This window comes from Paraburkholderia sp. TE9906 (genome assembly GCF_056279605.1).
The window spans coordinates 1-25,092 of sequence record NZ_JBWCCT010000011.1; the positions used below are offsets into that span (position 1 = coordinate 1).

The window sequence follows — 25,092 nt, forward strand, 5'->3', positions numbered from 1 at the left end:
TCGATCCGCTCACGCACAGCGCCCACTTCAACCACCCGGCACCGCTTCGTTCTGCGTCGCTGCATCAGCAGCAGAGAAACGAGATTATGGAGAACGGTCGCCAGGTCGTCAAGCCCCTTCTGTGAATTTTCTTCTGGCCAGTAAAGCCACGCCTCCGACCAGAGCCAAAAAATTAGTTAGTTATCCAATTTTATTGAACACCCCATTCGGAACCACCGGCGCGTAACCGACCGTAATAACCGCGCACTCAAGTTTTCACTTCCGCCGCCGTCAACCAAGATATCCCGCCACTTAAAATAACCGCCCGACCATGGATCATCCTGTCGAGGAACACGTCGTGGAAAACTCGCCCGCCGCGCTATCGTCGGCGCTCGCCCCGGATGCGGTGCCAGTCGGCACGCCCCTCGCCTGGCCGATCGTCGATAGCGACGGCTCACTGCTGTTCGCTGGCGGCACCACTCTGGCGAACACGGACGAACGCAACTTCCTGTTCAGTCACTTTCATCCGCAGCGGGGTGATCTGCTGGACACGGCCACCCAAGCGTCGCCCACGGCAGCACCACTCGCGGATTCCGCCAGCGAACTGACGCTCAAGGACATGCACCTCGAAATAGGCGCATTGATCGGCGTGCGTTCGCAGCTCGGCAGCGGCGCGCCAATGCACCCATGCCGCATCATCGGTTTCGCGCCGAATCACGCGCTCTTCGTCACGCCGCCGTTGCAGCAAGGCCGCCAGCTACCGCTCGCGCCGGGCGAAAACATCGAGATCGTCGCCATCGCCAGCCAGGCCGTGTTCCGCTTCGTCTGCACGGTCGAAGCGGTCTGCCGCGCGCCGTTCGACTACGTCGTGCTGTCGAAGCCCGGCGTCGTCCGCCGTCTGCGCGAGCGCAAATCGATCCGCGTTCAGGCGCGCCTGGCGGTACGTTTTGGCATCGGCGAAACGGGCAATGCATATGAAGGACTCGGTCTGGCCAAGGGCATCAGTGCGCTCGGCATGTCGTTGAGCGCCGCGTGGACGCTCGGCGCGGTCGGCGAACGGCTGCGAATCGCTTTCCGCCTGAAGTCGGCGGAATTCGATACGCAGATCGAGACCAGCGCCATCATCCGCAACGTGCAGAAAGGCAACGCGCCTGGCGCCCCGTCGAACCATGGGCTTGAGCTGGACCGGCTCGACGCGTCCCAGCAGATGGCGATGAAAGTCTTCGTATTCGACCGGCAGGACGACGTGCAGTACTGGTCGAACGGTCTGAAGTAAGCGTATGAAAGCGGGCGACACCCAGACGCACGGGCCGCTCAGCCGATCAGCTCTTCCGGCCTCACACGCCGCGCCCCCCACGCATCGGCGAGCGCTTCGCAACGGCCGAGCCGTATCGCCCCGCGCTCGAAATCGACAAATACAACTTCGTCCGCGTCGGGCGGGCGCGCAGGTTCGTCGCGGGTGCGGCCATCGGTCAGAATCCACAGCCAGCGCTGCTGGGCGGGCTTCACACGCGCACTCCGCGCGAGCAACTGTGCGGCGCGCCGGATGCCGGACGTGAGCGGCGTGCCGCCGCCGCCGCCCACGGGCCGGAGCCACCGCTCGTTCCACCAGCGCGGCACGGCCGGGCCAAAACGCACGTCCGCCTCCGCGCCGCCGAAACAGACCAACGCAGCTTCGGCGCGCGCGGCGCTCGCGCGGTCGAACAACGCAGTCAGCAAGCCCTTCGCGAGCGCAAGACGCTGCCCGGCCAGCATGGAGCCGGAACAATCGAGCACGAAGCAATGCATTACGCCGCCGCGCGGCGCCTCCCGCACGAAGCGCAGGTGATCTGCACGCAGCGGCGCCGCGCGCTTCGCGGCAAGCGTTAGCGGCCAGGTGATGCGCTTACCCGGCTTGCCGCGCGGATCGCCCCGCAAATGGCTGCGCGAATTCGCACCCACGCCTCCTCGCCATCGAAAACCGCTGCGCGTGTCAGCGGCGGCGCCCTTCCGATGGCTCAGCGTTTTTTTGCGCCAAGCGGTATGACGCCTTTGACTTGCCTGGTCGGGGCCGGCTCGGGCGGCAGGTAGCCCCAGTCGTTCTCGTCGGTGCCGGGGGGAGCCGACGCGGCATCCGCTGCAGATCCAGCCGGTCGATCCGCAGTGCCGCCCGCAGCGGCTTGCCGCCGCGCTTCGCTCTCATACGCATCGCCACCTGCCTGCTCGTCACGCTGACGACGCCGATGAATCAACACCACCTCGGCAACCCGGTCGACATGCTCCGCCGTTACCGCGACCGCCTGCTCCAGTGCGGCCAACGCCCGCGCCGCGCGCAGCATCACGAGATCAGCGCGCAGACCATCCACGGCCGCGTCGATGCACAACGCGCTGACATGCGCGTGCACGGCGTCGTCGAACGCGAGTTGCGGCAGCGCTTCGCGCGCCGCACGAATCCGCTCGACATACGCCGCCTGCCGCGCCGCATAGCCTGCACGAAAGCCCTGCGCATCGAGATCGAACGCGAGCCGCGCTTTCACGATCGCCTGACGCACTTGCGGCTCGAAACAGTTCTGCAACTCCACCATCAAGCCGAAGCGGTCGATCAATTGCGGCCGCAGTTCACCTTCTTCGGGATTCATCGTCCCGATCAGCACGAAGCTCGCGTCGTGGCTATGCGAAACGCCATCGCGTTCGACGGTGTTCACGCCGCTCGCCGCGACGTCGAGCAATGCATCGACGAGCGCATCAGGCAACAGATTGACTTCATCCACATACAGCACGCCGTGATGCGCTTTCGCGAGCAGGCCTGGAGAAAAACGCACCGAGCCGTCACGCAGCACGGTTTCGATATCGATCGTACCGATCAGACGGTCTTCGCTCGCGCCGAGCGGTAAATTCACCAGTTGCCCTTGCGGTAGCAACTCGGCGAGCGCGCGCGCCGCGGTCGACTTGGCCGTGCCGCGCGGCCCGCTGACCAGCACGCCGCCCAGCCCCGGATCGATCGCGGCCAGCAGCAGCGCCTGCTGCAACGGCGCCTGCCCGATCAACGCGGCAAACGGAAACCCGGGTCGCTGATTGCGCCGCGGCTCCTCGGCCGCCTGGCGGCTCATTGCTGGCGTCGCTGCATTCATGTCTGCATTCCTTCGATCTGCTGCTCGCTCGCGAGCAGATGTCCTTCGACTTGTGCACGGTACTCGCCCGGCGCTTGCCACAATCCCCGCTGCATCGCTTCTAGCAGACGCTCGCAGATCGAATGCAATGCATGCGGATTGTGCCGCTGCAAGAACTCGCGCGTATCGGCGTCGTTCAGATAAGCATCCGTGACGAGCGCATATTGATGATCCGCGATCACCCGCGCGGTCGCATCGTAACCGTACAGATAATCGACGGTCGCGGCGATCTCGGCCGCGCCCTTATAGCCGTGACGCTTCACGCCGTCGATCCACTTGGGATTGACCACACGCGAACGAATCACGCGTGCGATCTCCTCATGCAGCGTGCGTACGCGCGGCGCGGCCGGATTGCTGTGATCGGCGTGATACACGCTCGGCTGAGTGCCGGCCAGATGCCGAACCGCCGCGACCATGCCGCCCTGGAACTGGTAATAGTCGTTCGAATCGAGCAGGTCATGTTCGCGGTTGTCCTGGTTCTGCAGCACCACGTCCAGCGCGGCGAGGCGCGCACCGAACTCATCGCGCGCTTCTTCGCCCGCGTTCTTCTGCGTGTACGCGTAGCCACCCCACGCCTGATAAGCGTCCGCGAGATCGGCGTCGGTCTGCCACTGCTGCGAGTCGATCATGTCCTGCAGACCCGCGCCATACGCGCCGGGCCGTGCGCTGAACACGCGCCAGCCGGCGCGCCGGCGCGCCTCGGCGGCATCCATGCCGCGCGCGATCAGCGCATCGCGTTCGCGCAGCACACGCGCGCGAATCGGGTTCAGCGCTTCGGGTTCGTCGAGTTCGGCAACGGCCTGCACAGCGGCGTCGAACAGATGCATCACGTTCGCAAAGGCGTCGCGGAAAAATCCGGACACGCGCAACGTGACGTCGATACGCGGACGATCGAACGCTTCGATCGGCATGATCTCGAAGTCGGTCACGCGATGGCTGCCCGGCGCCCACTTCGGCCGCACGCCGAGCAGCGCGAGCGCCTGGGCGATGTCGTCGCCGCCGGTGCGCATCGTCGCGGTGCCCCAGACCGAGAGCCCGATCGCGCGCGGATAATCGCCTTTGTCCTGCAGATGCCGCTCGAGCAACTGCTGCGCGGATTTCAGTCCGAGCGACCACGCGGCTTGCGTCGGCACCGCGCGCGTGTCGACCGAATAGAAATTGCGGCCGGTGGGCAGCACGTCGGGCCGTCCGCGCGACGGCGAACCGCTCGGCCCCGGCGGCACGAAGCGCCCTTCGAGGCCGCGCTTCAGATGCAGCATTTCCTGTGGACCGCAGGCGTCGAGCCTCGGCAGCACGTCGTCGCGCAAGCGCTCGATGACCTGCTCCGCTTGCGGCAGCGCACCGGCTGGCGGTGTCGCGCGTGATATCGCGCCGCGCAGCTCGCCTGCATCGGCCCGGTCGCCGCACACGCCGCTCAACATTTGCGCCGCCAGCAACTCGAGCCGTTCGCGCGTGTCGCCGCCATGCCGCCACGGCGCGTCGCTCACCTGCTGCAACACATCGGGACGCGGGCCGTCCCACACCGCCGACCAATCCACCGACAACGGATCGAACAGATGATCCATCCGCAGATCGCGTGCCAACGCATCGATCAAGCCGGCTCTGGCGCCTCGCCCGTCACCGACCGGAAAGCGCCCCAACGCGAGCAACGTGTCGCGCCGCTGCACACCGGCAGGCGATTGCCCGAACGTATGCAAGCCATCGCGAATCTGCGCTTCCTTCAATTCGCACAGCCACGCGTCGACGCGCGTGAGCAGCACGTCCTCGTCGTCCTCGCCGTTCGGCTCCGCGAGACTCAACTCCTCATGCAGCTTGTGCTCGACGATGGTCGCCAGAATCGTGCGCCGTAGCAGCTTCGAGCGGCGCGGATCGACCATCAGCGCTTCATAGTATTCGTCGACCTGGCGCTCCAGATCCTGCAACGGACCATAACTTTCGGCACGCGTGAGCGGCGGCATCAGGTGATCGACGATGACCGCCTGCGCGCGGCGTTTGGCCTGGCTGCCCTCGCCCGGATCGTTGACGATGAACGGATACAGATGCGGCATAGGCCCGAGGATCAGATCGGGCCAGCACGCCTCGCTCAACGCGACGCTCTTGCCGGGCAGCCATTCGAGATTGCCGTGCTTGCCGACATGCACGACCGCGTCGATACCGAACTGGTGACGCAGCCAGAAATAGAACGCGAGGTACGCATGCGGCGGCACCAGTTCGGCGTCGTGATAGCTCGCATAATCGCCCTGCTCGCGCGAACGCGACGGCTGGATGCCGACGAACACCTGCCCGCAGCGCCAGCCCGCGATCAGGAAACGGCCGCGCCGCAGGGTCGGGTCCTGGTCGGGCGTACCCCAGCGCGCGTTCAGTGCTTGACGCGCCTCGGCGGGCAGCGCGTTGAAATGCGCGAGATAGTCGTCGAGCGCGAGGCTTTGCAACGCGGGGCGCAGATCGCGCACGACCGGATCGTTGGTCACGCCTTGCGTGAGCTTCCTCAGCAGCGCATCGCCATCGGCGGGCAATTCGTCCGCGAGACGATAGCCCTCGTCGCGCAGCATCGCCAGCATGCCGACCACCGACGCCGGCGTGTCGAGCCCCACGCCATTGCCGATGCGCCCTTCGCTCATCGGATAGTTGGCGAGAATCAGCGCGAGTTTCTTGTCCGCATTATCGAGCGATCGCAGACGGCACCAGCGGCGGCTCAATTCAGCGAGAAAGCCCACCCGTTCGAGGTCCGGCTGATAACGCACCACGTCGACCTGGGTGTGCGCACAGCGATACGCGAGCCCCTTGAAACTGATCGCGCGCGTGATGATGCGTCCGTCCACTTCCGGCAGCGCGATATGCATCGCGATATCGCGCGAATTGAGGCCGTGGTTGTCCTTGAGCCAGTCGTCGCGATTGCCGCCGCTCAGGATCACCTGGAACACCGGCGCGTCGCCGGCAAGCGCGAGCGGCGCGGGGTCGTCGATCGCGGATGCGGCGAAGGCGGTCGTATTCAACACCAGCGCGACCTCGTGCTGCGCGCACAATGTCTGCACGACGTCGCGGCTCATCGCGTCTTTCAGCGACGTGATCGCGATCGGCAACGGATTGAGGCCCTGTGCTTCGAGCGCGTCGATCAGCGCGTCGAACACCGCCGTGTTGGCCGCCTGCAGATGCGCCTTGTAAAACAGGATCGCCGCGACCGGCGCGCCGGCTTGCCAGCGCGCCTGCCAGTCGGCGATGGTCGGCATGTCGTGCCGCGGATGATAGAGCGCGGCGGCCGGCAACGCGCGCGGCGGCGCAGGCTCGCGCCCCCAGCCGAACGCGCGGTGCGCGATGCAGCGCAAAAACGCCTCGGCATTTTGCGGACCGCCCTCGCGCAGATAGCGCCAGAGCTGATGACACAGATCGGCAGCGGCGGTGCTGCGCGCGAGCAGGTTCGGATCTTCCTGCAAGTCGCCGGAAAACATTGCGAGCGTTTGCTGTTTGCGCTCCGCCAGCGCGACCACCTGCTCGATGCCGTATGGCCAATACGCCTCGCCGCCGAGGTGATCGACCACCACCACGCGCGCGTGCTGCAGCACATCCTCGAGATAGAAATCGACCGAGGCCGGTTGCCGCAGATACGTGACGTTCGCGAGTCGCACGCTGGGGAAGCCCTCGCCCAACCGCGGAAAAACACTCGCGAGCAGGGACAGCGTGGTGTCGGCGGAACTGAGCACGACAATGTCGGCGGGCTGCTGATCGATACGGATCACGCCCTGCGTATCGTCGACGAAACCGCCCGGCGTCGTGCGCAGCAGATGCATGAGCGCTTACGCCTCGCTGGCTGCGGCGCGCGACGACACGACGCCGAGCGCCGCATCGAACGCGCGTTGCAACGCGGCCTGATCGAGGTCTTCGCCGATCAGCACGAAGCGGCTTTGCGTCCCTTCGCCGGGCTGCCAGCGTCGATCGAAGTAACTGTCGAAGCGCCGGCCCACGCCCTGGATCACGAGACGCATCGGCGCGCCCGGCAATGCCGCGAAGCCTTTGACGCGGTAAATCGTGTTCGCTTCGACGAGCGCTTGCAGCGCGGCGATCACCGCTTCACGCGACGGCGCATTCGCCTGCACGACCACTGAATCGAATTCGTCGTGGTGGTGATCGGCGTCGTCGGCGGACCCGTGGTGGTCGTGGCGCAAGTGGATCGTTTCCTCCGACGCTGCTTCGAGACCCAGCAACGTATGCAGATCGAGCTGGCCCATCTGCGCGCGCACGACCTTCACCTGCGGCGGAATCTCTTCGCGGATCACCGCTTCGACCGCGCCCTGCTGCGCGTCGTCGAGCAGGTCCGTCTTGTTCAGGATCACGAGGTCGGCCGCCGAGAGTTGATCTTCGAACAGTTCGTGCAGCGGCGACTCGTGATCGAGATTCGGATCGGCTTTGCGCTGCGCGTCGACGGCCACCGGGTTATCGGCGAACTGGCCGCTGGCGGCAGCCGGGCCGTCGACGACCGTGACGACCGCATCGACGGTGAAGCTGTTCCTGATCTGCGGCCAGTTGAACGCCTGCACCAGCGGCTTGGGCAACGCGAGACCGGAGGTTTCGATCAGCACGTGATCGATCTGCTCGCGGCGCTCGACGAGCTTTTCCATCACGGGAAAGAACTCTTCCTGCACGGTGCAGCACAGGCAGCCGTTCGCGAGTTCATACAGTTGCCCTTCGGTTTCGACGCCGTTTTCATCGCAACCGATGCCGCAGCCTTTGAGGATTTCGCCGTCGATGCCGAGTTCGCCGAACTCGTTGACGATCACCGCAATGCGCTTGCCGCCCGCATGCTGAAGAATATGCCGCAGCAGCGTGGTCTTGCCGCTGCCGAGAAAGCCCGTGACGACGGTGACGGGGATCTTGCGCATTTGAGTTTGCATCGTGAGGTCCATCCGTAGGCGTTGCCCGGGGCCGCCGGTACGTTCGCGCGTCTGTCTGCATGGGCTGGCCGGCCGGACACGCACGAGGCGCACGCGCTGCCAAAGCCGGCACGATCACAACACACGGGGACGAACGACGGCGTTGCCGCGACAACGGTAAACAGAAAGCGGGTGTGAGGTCATGAACGCGCCGTCGCATCCCCGCGGCGGGCATCCTGCGTATTCTGGCCGGTATCCGGGCTGGCGAAAGCGCCGCTTCCCCTTCCCGGACGAGTGATTTCTCGCCCAGTGGTGATATGCCGACGCGGCCTTGCGCGTGGACATCGAAGCCGGCTCCGCAGCGTCGGTCGATGCAACCGACGCCACTTTTCGCTTACCGTTGCGGGGGCAGCACAGGTTGACCCGGTCCAATGCAGGCGGGCACCCTGTTTCCCGTTTAACTGCATGCGCACGAGCGCGCACACGAGCACCAAAGTGCGTGCGAGTGTAGGCCCGCGGCCCCGTGCAGTCAAGAAAACGCAGGCCGCAAGCGCTTATCGGGCGGGGTGCCATGTGCTATCGTATGCGCGCGTTTGGTGCCCGCACATGCGTTCGCGTGTGCAGTTAAACGGGAAACAGGCAGCGCGTCATGCGCTCAACCTGTGCTGTCCCCGCAACGGTAAGCGACCTGCGGCGCGCTGTTCCATCAGCCCTGCCGCGCATGCGTTTTTTCGATGCCACTGTCCGGCGAATCCGGCACGGGAAGGCAAAGCGCATGAGGCCGCCAGCCCGGATACCGGCCAGACGCGGAGGCGGCGCACGTTACGCCGCCGGCCGCCGGAATCCGCGAGGGACGGATGTGAAGGCGCTGAAGCACGACGTGACGCGTCCGTTCGCGTATTCCGCATGAGCCGTACTTTCGCGGGATTCGCCATGAACCGGCCGCGTTTTCGCCGAGCCCGAATCCGTTGCACCGCATGATTTCAATCTCCGCCGCTGGGCGCAGTTGCCCGCTTCGCCCCTTCCCGCCGGTGACGCCATGGCGCGCGCCATGCCCGCCGCGATGAGCCGCGCGTGGCTGATCGGCGCGGGCCCGGGCGACGTCGAACTGATGACGCTGAAGGCCACCCGCGCGCTGGCGCAAGCCGACGTGGTGCTGGTCGACGACCTGGTCAATCCCGACGTGCTGCAATTCGCGCGCGATGACGCGCAGGTCGTGTACGTCGGCAAACGCGGCGGGCATCCGTCCACGCCGCAAGCCGGCATCGTTGCGCAGATGCTCGGACATGCGCGGGCCGGGCGCAGCGTCGCGCGCCTCAAGGGCGGTGATCCGTTCGTGTTCGGCCGTGGCGGCGAGGAACAGCAGGCGCTGCACGAAGCGGGCATCGAGGTCGAAGTGATCAACGGCATCACGGCGGGGATTGCCGCGCCCGCGGCAATCGGCATCCCGGTCACACATCGCGATTACGCGCAGGGCGTCGTGTTCGTCACGGGACACGGCGCGGGCAGCGGCGAGCCGGATTGGACCGCGCTCGTCGCTACCCAGATGACGCTGGTGATTTATATGGGCATGCGGCGCCTGAGCGAGATCACCGCCGCGCTGCTCGCGGCCGGCATGCGCGCCGACACGCCGTGCGCGGCGATCGAATCGGCGACGCGTCCCGAACAGCGTCACGTGCTCGCGCGGCTCGGCGAGTTCGTCGATGCTGTCGCGCGTGCGGGGCTTGGCTCGCCGGCGATCGTGGTGATCGGCGGGGTGGCGTCGCTGGCGCTGGCTCGTGCGGCGGTCAAGGCGGACGTGGCGCATGGGGCGGCTGGTGCTGGCGCCAATGGCGGCTCCGACGTTGATGGCACTTCCGTTGCCAGTGCCGATTCCGCCGCTGCCTCGACTCCCGGAACGGCCTCCCAATGAAAACGCTGAGCGTCGGCATTGGTTGCCGCCTGAACACGCCGGCCGCGCAGATCGAAGCGGCCGTGCGCGCCGCGCTCGGTCCACATGCATTCGATCGGATTCGCGCAGTCGCTTCGGTCGACACCAAAGCCGACGAGCCGGGTCTGCTCGAATTCTGCGCGCGTCACGCGCTGCCGTTGCTACTCTTCAGCCGTGCGCAGATCGCAGGAATCGCAGTCGCGAAACCGTCGGACGCCGTGCGAGAGCATCTCGGCGTGGACGGCGTCTGCGAACCGTGTGCGCTGCTCGCGGCGTCGTGTGAGCCTGCCGCGCTCGTAGCGGCGACTGTGCGTGGCGCACGCGCGGCGCACACCGCACCCGATGCGGGCGCAATATCGGCTGTGGCGGCTGCGGGTACGCTCGCCGCACGTGGTGCCGTAGCAATTGCACCGGCAGCACCCACCACCCGCCTCCTAACCACCCGCCTCCTAGTCTCCAAAACGCACCACGGCGGCGTCACCGTGGCAATCGCCACGGCCGCAACCGACGCCGGTGACGAACCACCCAACCACGCCCCTCACCGACAGGACCTTCGATGAAGACCGACCCCGAATCGCATCAACGCATGACCGAGCGCCGACGCGAAGGCCACGAGAAGAAGCAGGCCAACGCGACCGTCGAAAAAGGCCTGCTGATCGTCAACACCGGCACCGGCAAGGGCAAGACCACCGCCGCGTTCGGCATGGCCGTGCGGGTGCTCGGACACGGCATGCGGCTCGGCGTCGTGCAGTTCATCAAAGGCGCGCTGCATACGTCCGAGCGAGACTTCCTCGGCGCGATCGCGAACTGCGATTTCGTCACGATGGGCGACGGCTACACCTGGAACACGCAGAACCGCGACGCCGACATCGCCACCGCCCGCAAAGGCTGGGACGAAGCGCGCCGGATGATCGAAAGCGGCGAGTACCAGATGGTGATCCTCGACGAGCTGAACACCGTGCTGAAGTACGAATACCTGCCGCTCGACGAAGTGCTGTCGGTGCTGAAGGCGCGCCCCGCGATGCTGCACGTGGTGGTCACCGGCCGCCACGCACCGGACGCGCTGATCGAAGCCGCCGACCTCGTCACCGAAATGCGCATCGTCAAGCATCCGTACCGCGAGCAAGGCGTGAAAGCGCAGCGCGGCGTGGAGTTCTGAGCGATGTCCGAGCGGCCCAACGGCACTTCGTCAGGAGCGTCCCAACAGGGAGAGGCCTCCGCGCCCTGCGGGGTGCCCTCCCAAGGAACGTCCACCGGGGCGTCTGCACAGAAGACTAACTCCGGAGCGCGCCCGATGGAGACTTCCTCCCGTGCCTGCCCCGCGCTCTTCATCAGCGCTCCCGCTTCGGGGCAGGGCAAAACCACGATCACCGCCGGTCTCGCGCGCTACCACCAACGGTTGGGACGGCGCGTACGCGTCTTCAAAACCGGCCCGGACTTTCTCGATCCGATGATCCTCGCGCGCGCGAGCGGCGCACCGGTTCTGTCGCTCGACCTGTGGATGGTCGGCGAGGCCGCGTGCCGCAATCTGCTCGCACAGGCGGCGGCCGAAGCCGATCTGATCCTGATCGAAGGCGTGATGGGTCTGTTCGACGGCACGCCGAGCAGCGCCGATCTCGCGACGGTCTTCGGCGTGCCGGTGCTCGCAGTGATTTCCGCGAAGGCGATGGCGCAGACCTTCGGCGCGGTCGCCTTCGGCCTCGCGCACTTTCGCCCGCAGGTGCCGTTTCATGGCGTGCTCGCGAATCGCGTCGGCTCGGCGCGCCACGCGCAGATGCTCGAAGAGGCGTTGCCCGCCGGGCTGCGCTGGTGCGGACACATCGCAGCCAGTGATGAAATCGCGTTGCCCGACCGCCACCTCGGCCTGCACCAGGCGGCCGAGATCGACGATCTGGACGCGCGTCTGAACCGCGCCGCCGACACGCTCGCCCAGACCGCGCTCACCGCCTTGCCACCGCCGGTCGAGTTCGGCGCGCCGGCGCCGCAAGCCTTGCCGCGCCTGCTCGAAGGCAAGCGCATCGCGATTGCCCGCGACGCCGCGTTCTCGTTCATCTATCCGGCCAACGTCGCGTTGCTGGAAGCGCTCGGCGCGCGGGTCGACTATTTTTCGCCGCTCGCCGACGAGGTCTTGCCCGACGACGCCCACGCGCTCTATCTGCCAGGCGGCTATCCGGAGCTGCACGCCGCGACGCTCGCCGCCAGCACGCGCAGCGCCGCGTCGATCCACGCGCACGCGGCGGCGGGCAAACCGCTGGTCGCCGAATGCGGCGGCATGCTCTACCTGCTCGACCGGCTGACCGACGCGCACGGCGTCACGACGCCGATGCTCGGCCTGCTGCCCGGCCATGCGACGATGCAAACCCGCTTCACGGCGCTCGGCATGCAGCAGATCGACGGCCTGCACGGGCCGCTGACCGGCCACACGTTTCACTACTCGAAGCTGAGCAGCCCGCTTACCCCGCTGCGCTCGGCCACCCGGCCGAACAGCGACGGCCCCGGCGAGGCCGTCTATCGCGCGGGCTCGATCGTGGCGACCTACATGCACGCTTACTGGCCCTCCAACCCGGCCTTCACGGCCGCCCTGTTCCATGGCGAAGCCTTTTAACGACTCCGAGCGCGACGCCGTCTATCGCGCGATTTACGAACGCCGCGACATGCGCCACTTCGTGCGCGATCCCGTCGATCCCGCCATGCTCGCGCGCCTGCTCGACGCGGCGCATCACGCGCCGAGCGTCGGCTTCATGCAGCCGTGGCGGATCATGCGGATCACCGACGCGGCGCTGCGCACCGCCTTGCACGCAACGGTCGAAAGCGAACGGCTCGCCACCGCCGACGCGCTCGGCAAGCGCCGCGAAGAGTTCATGAAGCTGAAAGTGGAAGGCATTCTGGAGTGCGGCGAACTGCTGGTGATCGCGCTGATGGACGGGCGCGAGCGCCATATCTTCGGGCGCCGCACGTTACCGGAGATGGATCTGGCCTCGGTGGCGTGCGCGATCCAGAACATGTGGCTCGCCGCGCGCGCCGAAGGGCTCGGCATGGGCTGGGTGTCGCTGTTTGACGTCGACGCGGTCCGCACGCTGCTGCACATGCCCGAGGGAGCACGGCCGGTTGCGATCCTGTGTCTGGGCCACGTCGACCAGTTCTACAGCGAGCCGATGCTGGAAACCGAGCGTTGGGCAAGCCGCCTGCCGCTGGCCGATTGCGTGTTCGAAAACCGCTGGCCGGAAGCCGACGCGCCGCAGCGATAGCCCGCGCCCGTTACTGTGGCAGCGGCTTCACCGAAATCACGTCCGGCACGCCGCTCGCCTTGTCCTGCCGCAGCTTGACACGCCAGTCGGACGCATCGAACGGAAACTTCGCCAGCGCGCTTTTCACGAGCACCGGCATCGCGTGCAGCGGGTCCGCATCGCGATCGGCGATCACCGCGCGAACCTTATAGCGCTCTTCGCCGCTCGTGCGCTCGAAAAAGCGCAGTGTCAGCGAATGCTGGTAAGGAGCGCCGCCGAACAGCGCGAACGGCGCCTCGGCTTTGGCGCAGTCGCTCGGCGCGCAATCCTTGCCGCCGACGCCGACCGTGGCCGGCCGCGTGTCATACGCAATCGACAGCAGATAATGCGTGGCGTTGCCCGTCGCGGCGACGAAGCCGCGTTTGGCCAGTTCGTCGCGCAGCAGCGCCTCGAATTGCGGATGATCGGCGCTGGCATCCTGCGACGGCATGCGCATGATCGTATAAGTCGGCTCTCCCGGCAGCCCCGCCGCCGGATTCGCGCTGTGCACGTCCGCATTGAGGCCCGCGCAACCGCAGAGGCTTGCCGCGGCCAGCGCGGCACACATCAGAGTGGTTTTGTGCATCTTCTCTTTTTCGAACCTTACGTGTTGGTCCGTCATGAACGTGACGTGACGGATGCGTCGAATTGCGCCTCATCGAGCGCCGGCAGCCAGATCGTAAAAGCCGTGCCCTCGCCGGGCGCGCTGACCACGTCGACGTCGCCGCCATGGCGCGTCACGACGGTCTTCACGAAGGCCATGCCGAGCCCCGCTCCGCCCACCTCGGGCCGCTCGCTCGCGTGAAAGCGGCGAAAGCGCTCGAACAGCCCCGCCTGCTGCTCCGTCGGAATGCCGTAGCCCTGATCGCGGATCGTGCACGACACGCGCCGCGCGGGGCCCGGCACGATCGCCGGTGTCGCGCTCTCGACGCTGCACACGATGCGCGTGTCCGGCGGACTGTACTTGACCGCGTTGTTCAGGATGTTGACGAGCGCGCGCGTTATCAGCGACCGGTCGACGCAGATCCAGCGGCCGTCGTCCTCGTGGTCGTCGCCGGTGTCCGTCTGCAGCGTGATGCGCTTCGCGTGCGCCTGCGGCCAGACTTCGTCGCTCGCGTCGATGATCAACTCGGTCAGGCTCACCGGTTCGAGCACATAGGCTTGCGACTCGGCGCGCGCCAGTTGCACGAAGTCGTCGGCGAGCGTGAGCGCGCGTTGCGCATAGCGCTCGATGCGCCCCAGCAATTCGCGCGCAAGCGTGGGCTCGGTGCGGGCGCGCTCGATCTCGACCAGCGCCAGAATCGACGCCTGCGGCGAGCGCATGTCGTGCGACAGCAGCCGCAACGCGTCTTCGCGCTGACGCTCGGCCGCATGCAGCGCCGACACGTCGACGAGACCCGCGATCCAGCCGGTCGTCTCGCCTTGCGCGTTGGTACAGGTCGCGTAGCGCAGCAGATGGTCGCGCCCGTTGGCGTCGCGCACCTCGACGCCGTGCTCCATCAGTGCGGCGAATTCGCCGCGCGCCGGATCGAGCAGCGCCGGCCAGTGCGCATGCGCGTACTGATTGTGCTCGGCGTCCGAGGCCGCGTCGCCGTCGATCGTCTTGACGAGCGTCAGGCCGTCCAGCACCGCCTGCATAGGCCGCCCTTCGGGCAGCGGCGCGCCGAGCCGCGCGAAATGCGCCTTGGCCGCATGGTTCGCGATCAGCACGACGCCGTGCACGTCGCTGACCAGGATCGGCTCGGGCATGCTGTCGAGGCTGTCCCAGACGAATCGCTTCATGTCCTGCACCCGCTGCGCGGCCTGCGCCATCAGGGCCATATGCTGCTCCAGCACGTCGCCGCTGAACTCGCGGCGGCGCTGCGGCGTTTCAGGCAGCAAATGAGGCTCGTCGGCGAGGCGCTGCAGTTCTTCGCGCAGATAGGCCATCGTCATTTCGAGGCGCCGCCAGTTCCAGATCGGATACACGACCACCACGCCGATCATGGCCGGCGCCGGCGATATCCAGAACCGCGCGCCGTACAGCCACGCGGCGCTGGCGGCCACCGAGAGCAGCACGAGGCCGACCGTCAGTAGCAACGAACGACGCGGCGACAGCACCAGAAATCCGCCCAGCAGCACCGCGAGCGGCAGCAGCGACACCGCGAACACCATCCAGCGCCCGGCCGGCTGGATCTCGCGGCCGGTGAGTAAGGTGTCGAGCACGTTCGCGTGGATGTACACGCCGGGCAACGGTCCCAGTTCGCCGGACACCGGCGTCGCGAAACGGTCGTACAAACCGGACGCGGTCACGCCGATCACGACGATGCGCCCGCGCAACTGGTCGGCCGATACCTTGCCGGCGAGCACGCTCGCGAAGCTCAGCCTCGTGTAGCTCTGCGCGTTCGGGCCGAACGGGATCAGGAAACGGTCTTCGCCGCCGTTATCGCGGGCGGCCAGGCTCGCCGCCGCACTAGCCGGCGCTTGCCGTGGCGGTCGCCCGTTCAGGTGCACGGTGTCACGCCCGATCGCATCGGCGAGCGCGACCATCAGTTGCGGCCAGCGCGAGCCGGCGTCCCCCTCGAACTGCGCGACGCTGCGCACGATGCCGTCGCGGTCCACTTCGAAATTGATGTGGCCGAGGCCAGCCGCCGCCTGCGCGAGCGGCGCGACGGGCTCGACCACGACTCGACGCCCCGAGGCGTCGGGCGCGCTCAGCAGCACCGGCAGGTAGGTTGGACTCAGCGCGACCGCGTGAGCCAGTTGGGCGTCTTCGGGATTGGCCTCGGTGAACAGCACGTCGTAAACCACGGCGGCGGGTTTCGCCCCGGCGATCTGTTCGAGCAGCTTCGCATGGACGCTGCGCGGCCACGGCCAGCGGCCGAGTTGCGCGATGCTTGCGTTGTCGATTTCGACCACGACGATGTCGGGCAGCGAAGGCTGCGCGCGCGCACTCAGAAAGTAGTCGTAGACCAGCAGATCGACGCTCGCGCTCATCCGGCCGAGCGAGGCAAGCAGAATCACCAGGATGCCGAGGCAACCGACGCTCACCCATTCGATCAGGAAGCGCAGGCCGGCGCGCCTGCCGAGACGGGCACGCGGGTCGACGAGGCTCAGGCGCGTAGGTGTGGTCGGCAAATGGGTGTGGGGTGAGGAACCTGGGAATGGGCCGGCTCGCGGGCCGGCCTCACCAATCTACCAGCGTCAGCGCGCGATCGTAAACGAACGCACTGCGCTGCCCGTTTCGTAAAGGCGGCCGTTCTGGAACTGCTCGGCGATGATCGTCCAGTAATAGACGCCGGCCGGCAGATCGCTGACGACGAATTGGCCGCCCGACAGATCGGTACGATCGACGACCGGCTCACGCAGATCGGGCGTCTTGCCCAGCACGAAGCGAAAACGTGTATCGACCTGCGCGCGGCTGACGAACCAGCGGAACTCGTAGTCGTGACTGTTGGCGCGCGGCCCGGCCGACACGTCCAGTCCCACCTGACGCCGCTCGAACGCGTACACCTGCGGCAGACTGTCGAGCCCGTTGGCGGCGATCGCGGCGATCCGCACGAAATACGTGCCGTCGGGCAGATCGCCGAAGTCCGCATGCGGCGCGCTCACGCGCAGGTCGCGGATCAGGTCGAGTTGGTCAGCGTCGCGCGCGATCTGCACGCGGTAGCCGACGGCGTGGTCGGCCGCAACGAGATCGAACGCGACCGTCTTGCCGTCCTGCACTCGGGCCGGCTGGACCAGCGCCGGCGCCGGCAGCAGTTCGACCGGACCGCCGACCGCGCCGCCCGAGCGCGTGACGTTGCCGAAGCGCGCCTTCACGAGCTGCTCGGACGCCTGCAGCGCCGCGCCGGGCGGCGGTGCGGCGTCCCGGCCGTTCTGCGTGGCCGGATCGACGCCGACCGCACCGTCTAACACCTCCACCATGGTCGTCTGCGCGTCGCCGCTATAGTTCACCTTGAATCGCGTCCCGCGCACGCCCGCCACCACCGACGGCGAACGGATCTGGAAGCGGTCGTCCGGCCTGGTCGCATGCGTGACCTGGCTCTCGACCTCGCCGTGATGCAGTTCGAAGACGCGGTCGCCCGCGCCGGTGAGCCTGGTGCGCCGGAGCTTGCCGATGTCGAGTTCGCCATCCTGCGCGACCGTGATGAACGAGCCGTCCGGCAACTCCAATGTGACGAAGCCGTTTGGCCCGGTACGGATGCGGTCGCCTTCGACCAGCGTCGCGTCCGGCGTGAGCGGCGCATAAGGGTTCTTGCCGAAAGCGCGCTCGGCCGGACCGCTGGTCGCCACCACGTGGGCCGTTTCCCAATCCTGCTTGAGGCGGTCGGCGGGCAGGCGCAACACGATGCCGGCGGGCATGCGGCGTGGCGCAGGCACGTGGTTCAGACGGCTCAGCGTGGCCCAGTCGGCGGTGCCGTCCAGATAACTGTTGGCGATGTCGTACAGCGAGTCGCCTTCGCGCGTCGTGTACCGGACATAGGTCGGCGCCGTGGCTTTGGCGCGGGGTCTGAGCGCGCGGGATACCGCCGACTCGGCCGATACCGTCCCGCACCAGCTCATTGCAATCAGCCCGGCCATCGCCAGCCAGCCGGCGGCACGACGGCCGGGCACGGCTACGCTGCAGCGTACCGTCATAGTCAGGGAAAACGTCACGCCTGCCCCGCTTCCGGCGTTTCGTCCGCGGCGGCCGGCGGCTCGTTGGTCTCGATTCGTTCGAGCCGGTAGCCATAACCGTAGATCGGCGTGAGGCGATAGCCGCTCTCCGGCCGCAGCCCGAGCTTGCTGCGCAGCATCGACACGTGGGTATCCATCGTGCGCGAAGGGATGTCGGTGGCCTGCTTCCAGATCACATCGAGAATGTGAGCGCGCGACAGCGGCCGGCTCAGGTGCTGGAACAGCAGCAGCGCCAGTTCAAATTCCTTCTGCGTGACGGCGACCGGCGTGCCCCGCACCACCACATGCTTCGCGCCCAGATCGAATTCGAATTCGCCGAACACTTCTTTCGCCGCCGGCGGCTTCAGATAGTAGGCGCGGCGCAGCAGCGAGCCGACCCGCGCCAGCAATACGGCGGCCGATACGGGCTTGACGAGATAGTCGTCGGCCCCGGTGTTCAGGATCGACGTGATATCGGTCTCGCGGCCGCGGCTGGTCATGAACAGAATCGGCAGGCGCTCGGAGAGGCTTTCGCGCACCCAGCGCAGCACCTCTTCGCCCGACATGTCAGGGACGTTCCAGTCGAGCACGAGCAGATCGAAAGTCTGACGGCGCAACTGCCGCACCAGCTCGCGCCCCGCGCCATATGCGTGACAGATATGGCCCGCCGCCGACAGCGTTTGGCAAACCAGATCGGCCTGGGCCGAATCGTCATCCAGAACTGCAATTCTCATAAAACCCCACAACGCGATGTCGTTCTTCGTAACCGGTGCCGGCTAGCCGGCAGATGACCGGGATGGCGGTGCTCGCACCGACGATCCGGCTTCCCATTCAAGCTCTAGCCGCACCTTTTTGACTAGTGGCCCTTCCTCGCCCCCGTTTTCAGCGTTGTCTCGGCATGTTCCGAAACAACGCTTATATCGACCGCCTTTATCCTACAGATTATTCAGAGCAAATCATCATAATCGAAAACCCCCATGCTTTTTTCGGACGCGGCTCAGCAACTATCCGTCACGGCTTCGGATTGAGCGCCGCTTTCGCACGTTTTCTTGAAGTCTCTCTGGATCCGCCGACTGTGGATCTCGTCCGGCGCCAATCGGCGCTCGCTTCGGCTGGTTTCGCTCGTGCACCGATGGGACCCGTCGGCCTGTCATTTCAGATCGCACCGTACTCGTCGCTCACTGATTTAACAATTTTCGAGCGAGTATAAGAATGATCTCAAAATAAATCGTTTAAACATTGTTAAATTGCGACAAAAGGCAAGTGGGAACGGATTGATTGCGGGTATCCGGCCGTCGTTGTCGGCGAGTGCAGCTTTATCTCATAAAAGATCGCATTCGGCGACTATGGCGACTACGCCCAGTTTTATTGAGATAGCAATGCGGTCCAATAAAACCCGGCGTTGAGGTTGAAGCGGCGTGGGTGCGCAAAAAAGGCGGCGCCTGCCGATCGAGGCCGACGCCGCACAGAACAGATCACGCGCCCGGGATCAGGGCCCTCACTTGCCCGCTTTTGCGATGTATCGCGCGACAGTGCCACTCCAGCACACCCAGGCGTCCAACGACAATCACCTCCCGCCTTCGATCTCCGGCATTGGCGCGAACAGCGCGTCGAGGTCGTCGTCCGAAAACTTGGCGGCGCCCGCCGCGTCTTCTGACAGGATGCTGTCGGCGAGCCCCGCCTTCTGCTCCTGCAACTCGACGATCTTTTCCTCGATGCTGCCCGCGGCAATCAGCTTGTAGACGAACACCGGCTTGTCCTGCCCGAGCCGATGCGCGCGGTCGGTCGCCTGGTTCTCGGCGGCCGGATTCCACCACGGGTCGTAGTGGATCACCGTGTCGGCGGCCGTGAGGTTCAGGCCGACGCCGCCCGCCTTGAGGCTGATCAGGAACAGCGGCACCTCACCCTGCTGGAACCGTTCGACGGGTGTGATGCGATCGGCCGTATCGCCGGTCAGGAGCACATAGGGAATCGCGGCTTCGTCGAGCGCCGCGGCGATCAGCGACAACATGCCGGTGAACTGCGAAAACAGCAGCACGCGACGCCCTTCCTCGATCAGCTCCGGCAACATCGACAGCAGCAAATCGAGCTTGGCCGAGCGCACGGCGCGCGCGCCCTTTTCAACCTTCTCGACTTTCTCCCTGTCCGGCCTGGCGGAATTTCCAGCCGCCGAATCGTCCCCCTGCTGCGCCGCACCATTTGCCCGCAACATCCTGACGAGCCGCGGATCGCAACAGACCTGACGCAGCTTCAGCAACGCATCCAGCACGATGATGTGACTGCGCGCGAGCCCCTGTGCGCTGACCGCCGCGCGCACTTTCTCCTGCATCGCCGTGCGCACCGTTTCGTAGAGATCGCGCTGCGCGCCCTCCAGATCGACCGAACACACGATGGTGGTCTTGGCCGGCAGTTCCTTCGCGACCTCGTCCTTGCGGCGGCGCAGCATGAACGGCCGGATGCGGCGCGCCAGCAGCGCGCGCCGCACACCGTCGCCGTTCTTCTCGATCGGATTGCGCCAGCGCCGCGTGAAGTCTTTCTGAGTGCCGAGGAACCCCGGCAGCAAAAAATCGAACTGCGACCACAACTCGCCGAGATGATTCTCCAGCGGCGTGCCCGTCAGGCACAGCCGATGCCGGGCGCGCAAACCGCGAATCGCCTGCGCGGCTTTGGTGGTCGCGTTCTTCACGTATTGCGCCTCGTCGAGAATCAGCAGGTGATACTCGTGTTCGGCCAGCACCTTCTGATCGCGCCATAGCAACGCGTAGGTCGTCAGGATCAGTTCGTGTTCGCCGATCTGCTCGAAGCGCTCCTTGCGCTGCGGGCCGTTCAACACCAGCACCTTCAACCCGGGAGCGAAGCGCCGCGCTTCCTCGCGCCAGTTATGCACGAGCGTGGTCGGCACGACGATCAGCGCGGGGCGGCTCAGACGCCCCGCTTCCTTCTCCGCAAGAATGTGCGCGAGCGTCTGCACGGTCTTGCCGAGCCCCATGTCGTCGGCGAGCACGCCGGCCAGATCCTGTTCGCGCAGAAACTGCATCCAGTTAAGGCCTTGCTGCTGATATGTGCGCAGCTCCGCCTTCAGACCGCGCGGTACCGGCACTTCGCGCAGGCCTGGGCCGGCTTGCAGACGCCGCGCGAGCTGACGGATCGAATCGTCGCCGCGGAATTGCCAGCGGCCGGTGTCGTTCAACGCCTCCAGGCGGCCGGCGTCGACCGACGGCACGCGCAGCGGCGCGCCTTCGGCCAGCGTGCCACCGAGCGAATCGAACAGATCGACGAGCACCCGCACCACCGGCTTCAGACGATCGGCGCGCAGGCGCAGCCGCTTGTTTTCTTCCGTCTTCAGTTCGATCGGCTCATGGTCGGCGATGCTGTCGAGCCCGCCGTTCAACCAGCGCCGGTCGCGCCGGAACAGATCGGCGAGCAGCGGTTCGAGCCGCACGTTGCGCTCGCCGATGCGGATGCCCATCTCCAGATCGAACCAGCCGTCGCCGGCCTGATGCGCAGTGCCGTCGATCGCATCGATCTCGATCACGTTGTAGCGGAACGCCGGCGCCATCGTCACGCGCCAGCCTTGCCGCACGAGTTCCGGCACGGCGTCGTTGACGAAGGCGGACCACGCGTCGGCGTCGGACAGGCCGAGCATCGTGTCGGGCAACAGCCGCGACGCGTAGACCCGGCTGGTCGGGACTTTCTGCAGGCCGGTCTTGCGCAGTTCGAGCAGACGCTTTTTCTCGGCCTCGTAGCGCCGGCGAATATGGATCACATCGCCGCCCGGCATCGGCACCAGTGTGACGCTGCTGTCGACGTTGATGCTCACGCCGTCGTAGTCGAAGCTCACGCCGGCCAGTTCGACCGCCTGGGGTTTGCGCTGCTCGCCCTTCGTCGCGGACGGCAGCACGTGGCTGTTGAGCGTGAGCACCGGCACGGGCTCGACGTCGATCACCCGGATCGCGGACGCGTCATGGGCGGGCGGCAGCGGCAAGCCGGGCGCGATCTCGCGCAGCACCGATGCGACGAGCGGCGCTTCGGCCAGCGAGATCGGCGGCATCGCGAGGTAGTCGGGCAACTGCTGGAACGGCAGCGACGACTGCACGATACCCGCTTCGTTGGCGACGCCGTCCACGTACCAGACCGGCTCGGTCGGCAGGACCATCGACGCGCGCGGTTCGGTGCGCAGCACGGGCCGCAGACGCTGGTCGGCGAGCGGCTCCCATTCGATCCGGCCGGGGCGGTCGGCGGCACGCGACAGCGGCACCGGTCCCGCGCTGCCCGGCGCCGCTTCGAAGTCGAAGAACAGGCGTCCCGTCGCGATCAGCTTCTGCAGCATCTCCGCGCCGTTCGTGCCGCGCAGGATGAACTGGCCGAAATCCTCGCGCGAGCGGCCGAGCCAGAGGCCGCGCAGGATCGACAGGTCTTCGTCGGAGACGAATTTCGGTTGCTTGAGCAGCGCGGCTTCCACGTTGTCCCAAGGTTCGTCGACTTCGACAACCATGCCGTCCGGATTGCAGCGCGCGCGGTACAGCACGACCTCGTGGCGCATATGGAATTTCGACCAGTTCAGCCGGTACGCGAGCGTCTGGGTGGGCGCGGCGCCCGCTTTTTGCGTGATCGCGTCGGCCGCTTCGGCGCGGGCGCGGAAACGCTCGAGCCAGCTCACCAGTTCGGGGCGCACGCCGGCTGGCCGGGCGAGGTTCGGGAGCGACTCCTGCGACTGGCTGTGTGGCGGCTCGCCGTCGTCCGCCCCTTCGTTCGGCCTTTCATTCGGCTCGACGTCGATGATGTGATCCATCTCGTCGTGATACTCGAGTTCGGCGAGCAGCAGCGCGGCGACGTGCTTGCAGTCGCGGCCGACGGGGCAGGTGCAGTCGCTTTGCGCCCACGGCGAACCGCCATCGGTGCGAAATCGCACCCGCGTTCGGTACGGCAGCGGCTGCGTGCCCTGGACGTCGCCGCTGAGCGTGGCGCCCTGCCACTGCACATGTGAGACCAGGCCCACCGAGCGCGCTTTGGCCACGGTCCGATCACCGAGCCATTCCGCAATCCGTTCCCGATCAAAGAAAACTGACGACATCAGCGTCCATTCCTATTCAAGCCGGCCGAGGCAATCGCCCGTGGATCGTGAGGCTCGCCGGAGGGTGCGTCCATGCGGGTGTCGGCGATGTTCCGTGCGGCTGCGATTGCCTGTGATAGCCGGCCATTTTACGCGTTGGAGGGGATTGGCTGTGGGGGCGGAGTTGGGGCTGGGGGCTGGGGGCTGAGGGCTGAGGGCTGAGGGCTGCGGGCTGAGGGCTGAGGGCTTCGGGCTTCGGGCTTCGGGCTTCGGGCTTCGGGCTTCGGGCTTCGGGCTTCGGGCTTCGGGCTCAAGGCTTCGGACAAGAGGCGTTCAGATTCCGGGTTCCGGCTTCCCGCCCGGGACCTCGGAGGTGCGGAGCATCAGGCCATCGCCCGGGGCACGCCGGAATTGCCCGGCGAGCCAACCCGCAACGCGTAGCGAAGGCCGTATCTCAGAGCGCCATACCCGGCGCGCCCCATATCACCCGCCATCTTCCAGCAGCCCGGCCCCACGCATCCGCAAGCCCCTGCCACAAACCACTATCGCCCCCCACGCGCCATACTCGAAAACACCCCATCCCGCCGAATCAACCCATGAAACAGCGCAGCGGCCAGATGCAGCAACACAGTCGCAAACAGCGCGAACGCCAGCCACGTATGCAACGCACGCAGCACCGCGAACAACTCGACGTTATGTGGCGCGATCGGCGGCAAATGCAGCGGTCCGTATAGCGTGACCGGATACCCCGCCGCGGACAGCATCGCCCAGCCGATCAACGGCATCGCCGCCATCAGCGCATACAGCACGAGATGCGAGGCCTTGGCCGCGACACGCTGCGGCATCGCCATGTCGGCGGGCAGCGGCGGGCTGCCGCGAGTGAGACGCACGCCCACGCGCAGCACCACCAGCAGCAGCAACGCAATGCCGAGCGGCTTGTGAATGGCGATCAGCGTGTTGTGCGCGCGCGAGACGCTCGCCACCATCCCCACGCCGATGAACAGCATCGCGACGATCAGCGGCGCCATCGTCCAATGCAGCAGCCGTGCGAGCGGACTGAAATGGGTAGGCGTCGGGCTCATGAGCGATCTCCGTGGGTCTGGGTTTGATGAACGGCGGGATGCAACGTCTCTTCACGCGTGCGCCGCTGGTACGACAGCGCGTACGCGGCCGAGCGCGTGGCGAGCAACGGATCGTCCGATGGCGCGATGCCTGCCGGCAGGATCGTCGGATCGAAATTGATGTCGCGGCACGCGCCGTCTTCCTGCGAGCTGGCACGCTCGAGCACCAGTGTGCCCGCATCGACCTGCTGCCGATCGTCGGGCCATTGCAGCGTGGCGTCGTCGGTGGGGTCACCCGGCTGTGCGACGCTCAGGATCAGATGCCAGCGCAGCGGCCCGTTCTCAAGACGCTCATCGAGATCGGCCTGGAGGAAATTCTTCGCGGCCTTTTGCGCATCTGTGATCGGCGCGTACGGCGTCTCGGGCACCATCGCCCAGCGCACGGCGCGCGTCGTGCTGGAACCGTCGGTGAAGCGGAATGCGTTGATACCGTAGTACGCCGCATTCGCGAGGCTCGACGAAGGCGGATGCGCCTTCACCCAGTTCTGGAACGGCGCGGTCTCGGGATTGGCCGCGTAGAACGCCTTGAGTTTCGCCGGGTCCGGTTTGCCGGTCGCCGGGTCGGGCCGCGCGGCGAGCAGCTGCTGATAGAACTGCGCGGGCGTATGCACCGCGAAAACGGGCGTCGAATTCATGCCGGTGCGCCATTGCTCGCCATTCGTCAACTGGAACTCCAACGCGAGGCTGCGCACGGGCGAACTGGTGTCGGGCGCGGACGGGTTGCCGCCTGGCACCGCGAAGCGTCCTGTGACCGGCGTGCGCCCCGGCGCGAACACGGCTGCGCGCGACAGCGCCGCGCCGTTGCCGTTGCTGTCGAAATACCCTTCGACGCACAGGCCCTTCGCATGATTGCGCCGGTAGCCCGGATGCGGCTGCCCGGCCACCATTTCGAACGTATTGATGACGCGCGCCGCGGTCAAACGTGCCGGCGTGAGCCAGCCGGCCGTGTAGGCGAAGCCGCCGGCCAGCGCCAGCACGACCGCGCCGATCGCGGCGAGCCGGCATGGCACGCAGCCAGGCCCGGAGTGGGGAACGGGAGGTTGTGTCACGAGGACTCCTTGTCGGATAGATGCACCTACCGGCTAACA

Annotated in this window: 18 protein-coding genes and 2 riboswitches; of the genes, 7 read left to right on the plus strand and 11 right to left on the minus strand. The window is 66.7% G+C overall.

Annotation, left to right across the window (positions count from 1 at the left end; genetic code table 11):
• Positions 1-310: 310 nt before the first annotated feature.
• Positions 311-1,255 (plus strand): flagellar brake protein, encoded by a 945-nt coding sequence (locus ACZ9H4_RS26295; protein ID WP_476121606.1) that lies wholly within the window; start codon positions 311-313, stop codon positions 1,253-1,255.
• Positions 1,256-1,293: 38 nt separating this feature from the next.
• Here ACZ9H4_RS26295 and ACZ9H4_RS26300 read toward each other — a convergent pair whose 3' ends face one another.
• Genes ACZ9H4_RS26300 through cobW form a run of 4 tightly spaced genes read right to left on the minus strand, consistent with a single transcriptional unit; the run spans position 1,294 to position 8,017 of the window.
• Positions 1,294-1,920 carry a vWA domain-containing protein gene (locus ACZ9H4_RS26300; protein WP_408150410.1) on the minus strand — a complete coding sequence of 209 codons (627 nt, stop codon included), beginning with the start codon at positions 1,918-1,920 and terminating at the stop codon, positions 1,294-1,296.
• Positions 1,921-1,976: 56 nt separating this feature from the next.
• The gene (locus tag ACZ9H4_RS26305; protein WP_476121608.1) at positions 1,977-3,089 is read right to left on the minus strand and encodes a magnesium chelatase ATPase subunit I; all 1,113 of its coding nucleotides are present in this window, start codon (positions 3,087-3,089) and stop codon (positions 1,977-1,979) included.
• Positions 3,086-6,916 carry a cobaltochelatase subunit CobN gene (gene cobN, locus ACZ9H4_RS26310; protein ID WP_476121610.1) on the minus strand — a complete coding sequence of 1,277 codons (3,831 nt, stop codon included), beginning with the start codon at positions 6,914-6,916 and terminating at the stop codon, positions 3,086-3,088. The genes ACZ9H4_RS26305 and cobN overlap by 4 nt, the downstream gene beginning before the upstream one ends.
• Positions 6,917-6,922: 6 nt before the next feature.
• Positions 6,923-8,017 (minus strand): cobalamin biosynthesis protein CobW, encoded by a 1,095-nt coding sequence (cobW, locus tag ACZ9H4_RS26315; RefSeq protein WP_408157916.1) that lies wholly within the window; start codon positions 8,015-8,017, stop codon positions 6,923-6,925.
• A 209-nt stretch (positions 8,018-8,226) separates the two neighbouring features.
• Positions 8,227-8,506: riboswitch (cobalamin riboswitch) on the minus strand.
• A 67-nt stretch (positions 8,507-8,573) separates the two neighbouring features.
• Positions 8,574-8,815, plus strand: a riboswitch (cobalamin riboswitch).
• 244 nt (positions 8,816-9,059) lie between these two features.
• On the opposite strand from cobW, the gene cobA reads away from it, so the two are divergent.
• The 5 genes from cobA (at position 9,060) to bluB (ending at position 13,174) form a co-directional block, all read left to right on the plus strand.
• Complete coding sequence (cobA, locus tag ACZ9H4_RS26320) at positions 9,060-9,908, plus strand: uroporphyrinogen-III C-methyltransferase (protein WP_476121795.1); 849 nt, start codon at positions 9,060-9,062, stop codon at positions 9,906-9,908.
• Positions 9,905-10,486 carry a cobalamin biosynthesis protein gene (locus ACZ9H4_RS26325; protein WP_476121612.1) on the plus strand — a complete coding sequence of 194 codons (582 nt, stop codon included), beginning with the start codon at positions 9,905-9,907 and terminating at the stop codon, positions 10,484-10,486. The genes cobA and ACZ9H4_RS26325 overlap by 4 nt, the downstream gene beginning before the upstream one ends.
• Complete coding sequence (gene cobO / locus ACZ9H4_RS26330) at positions 10,483-11,085, plus strand: cob(I)yrinic acid a,c-diamide adenosyltransferase (protein WP_476121614.1); 603 nt, start codon at positions 10,483-10,485, stop codon at positions 11,083-11,085. The genes ACZ9H4_RS26325 and cobO overlap by 4 nt, the downstream gene beginning before the upstream one ends.
• A gap of 135 nt (positions 11,086-11,220) precedes the next feature.
• Positions 11,221-12,531, plus strand: a complete 1,311-nt coding sequence (locus ACZ9H4_RS26335; protein WP_408150422.1) for a cobyrinate a,c-diamide synthase — start codon at positions 11,221-11,223, stop codon at positions 12,529-12,531.
• The gene (gene bluB, locus ACZ9H4_RS26340) at positions 12,515-13,174 is read left to right on the plus strand and encodes a 5,6-dimethylbenzimidazole synthase (RefSeq protein ID WP_408150424.1); all 660 of its coding nucleotides are present in this window, start codon (positions 12,515-12,517) and stop codon (positions 13,172-13,174) included. The genes ACZ9H4_RS26335 and bluB overlap by 17 nt, the downstream gene beginning before the upstream one ends.
• 10 nt (positions 13,175-13,184) lie before the next feature.
• Here bluB and ACZ9H4_RS26345 read toward each other — a convergent pair whose 3' ends face one another.
• The 4 genes from ACZ9H4_RS26345 to ACZ9H4_RS26360 all read right to left on the minus strand — a co-directional run bounded on the left by ACZ9H4_RS26345 (position 13,185) and on the right by ACZ9H4_RS26360 (position 18,564).
• The gene (locus ACZ9H4_RS26345; protein ID WP_476121617.1) at positions 13,185-13,778 is read right to left on the minus strand and encodes a DUF4136 domain-containing protein; all 594 of its coding nucleotides are present in this window, start codon (positions 13,776-13,778) and stop codon (positions 13,185-13,187) included.
• A 32-nt stretch (positions 13,779-13,810) separates the two neighbouring features.
• Positions 13,811-16,309, minus strand: coding sequence for a CHASE2 domain-containing protein (locus ACZ9H4_RS26350; RefSeq protein WP_476121619.1), 2,499 nt, complete (start codon positions 16,307-16,309; stop codon positions 13,811-13,813).
• Positions 16,310-16,375: 66 nt separating this feature from the next.
• Complete coding sequence (locus ACZ9H4_RS26355) at positions 16,376-17,812, minus strand: FecR domain-containing protein (RefSeq protein ID WP_408157926.1); 1,437 nt, start codon at positions 17,810-17,812, stop codon at positions 16,376-16,378.
• Between the two features lie 14 nt (positions 17,813-17,826).
• Positions 17,827-18,564, minus strand: coding sequence for a response regulator transcription factor (locus tag ACZ9H4_RS26360; RefSeq protein ID WP_408150431.1), 738 nt, complete (start codon positions 18,562-18,564; stop codon positions 17,827-17,829).
• A 164-nt stretch (positions 18,565-18,728) separates the two neighbouring features.
• Between ACZ9H4_RS26360 and ACZ9H4_RS26365 the strand changes: the two genes are divergently transcribed.
• The gene (locus tag ACZ9H4_RS26365) at positions 18,729-19,040 is read left to right on the plus strand and encodes a hypothetical protein (RefSeq protein ID WP_476121621.1); all 312 of its coding nucleotides are present in this window, start codon (positions 18,729-18,731) and stop codon (positions 19,038-19,040) included.
• A 357-nt stretch (positions 19,041-19,397) separates the two neighbouring features.
• Here ACZ9H4_RS26365 and ACZ9H4_RS26370 read toward each other — a convergent pair whose 3' ends face one another.
• The 3 genes from ACZ9H4_RS26370 to ACZ9H4_RS26380 all read right to left on the minus strand — a co-directional run bounded on the left by ACZ9H4_RS26370 (position 19,398) and on the right by ACZ9H4_RS26380 (position 25,053).
• On the minus strand, positions 19,398-22,904 hold the full coding sequence (locus ACZ9H4_RS26370) for a DEAD/DEAH box helicase (RefSeq protein WP_476121623.1): 3,507 nt from the start codon (positions 22,902-22,904) through the stop codon (positions 19,398-19,400).
• Between the two features lie 521 nt (positions 22,905-23,425).
• Positions 23,426-23,965, minus strand: a complete 540-nt coding sequence (locus ACZ9H4_RS26375) for a cytochrome b (protein WP_476121625.1) — start codon at positions 23,963-23,965, stop codon at positions 23,426-23,428.
• Positions 23,962-25,053, minus strand: a complete 1,092-nt coding sequence (locus ACZ9H4_RS26380) for a catalase family peroxidase (protein ID WP_476121627.1) — start codon at positions 25,051-25,053, stop codon at positions 23,962-23,964. Before ACZ9H4_RS26380 ends, ACZ9H4_RS26375 begins: the two co-directional genes overlap by 4 nt.
• Positions 25,054-25,092: the final 39 nt, after the last annotated feature.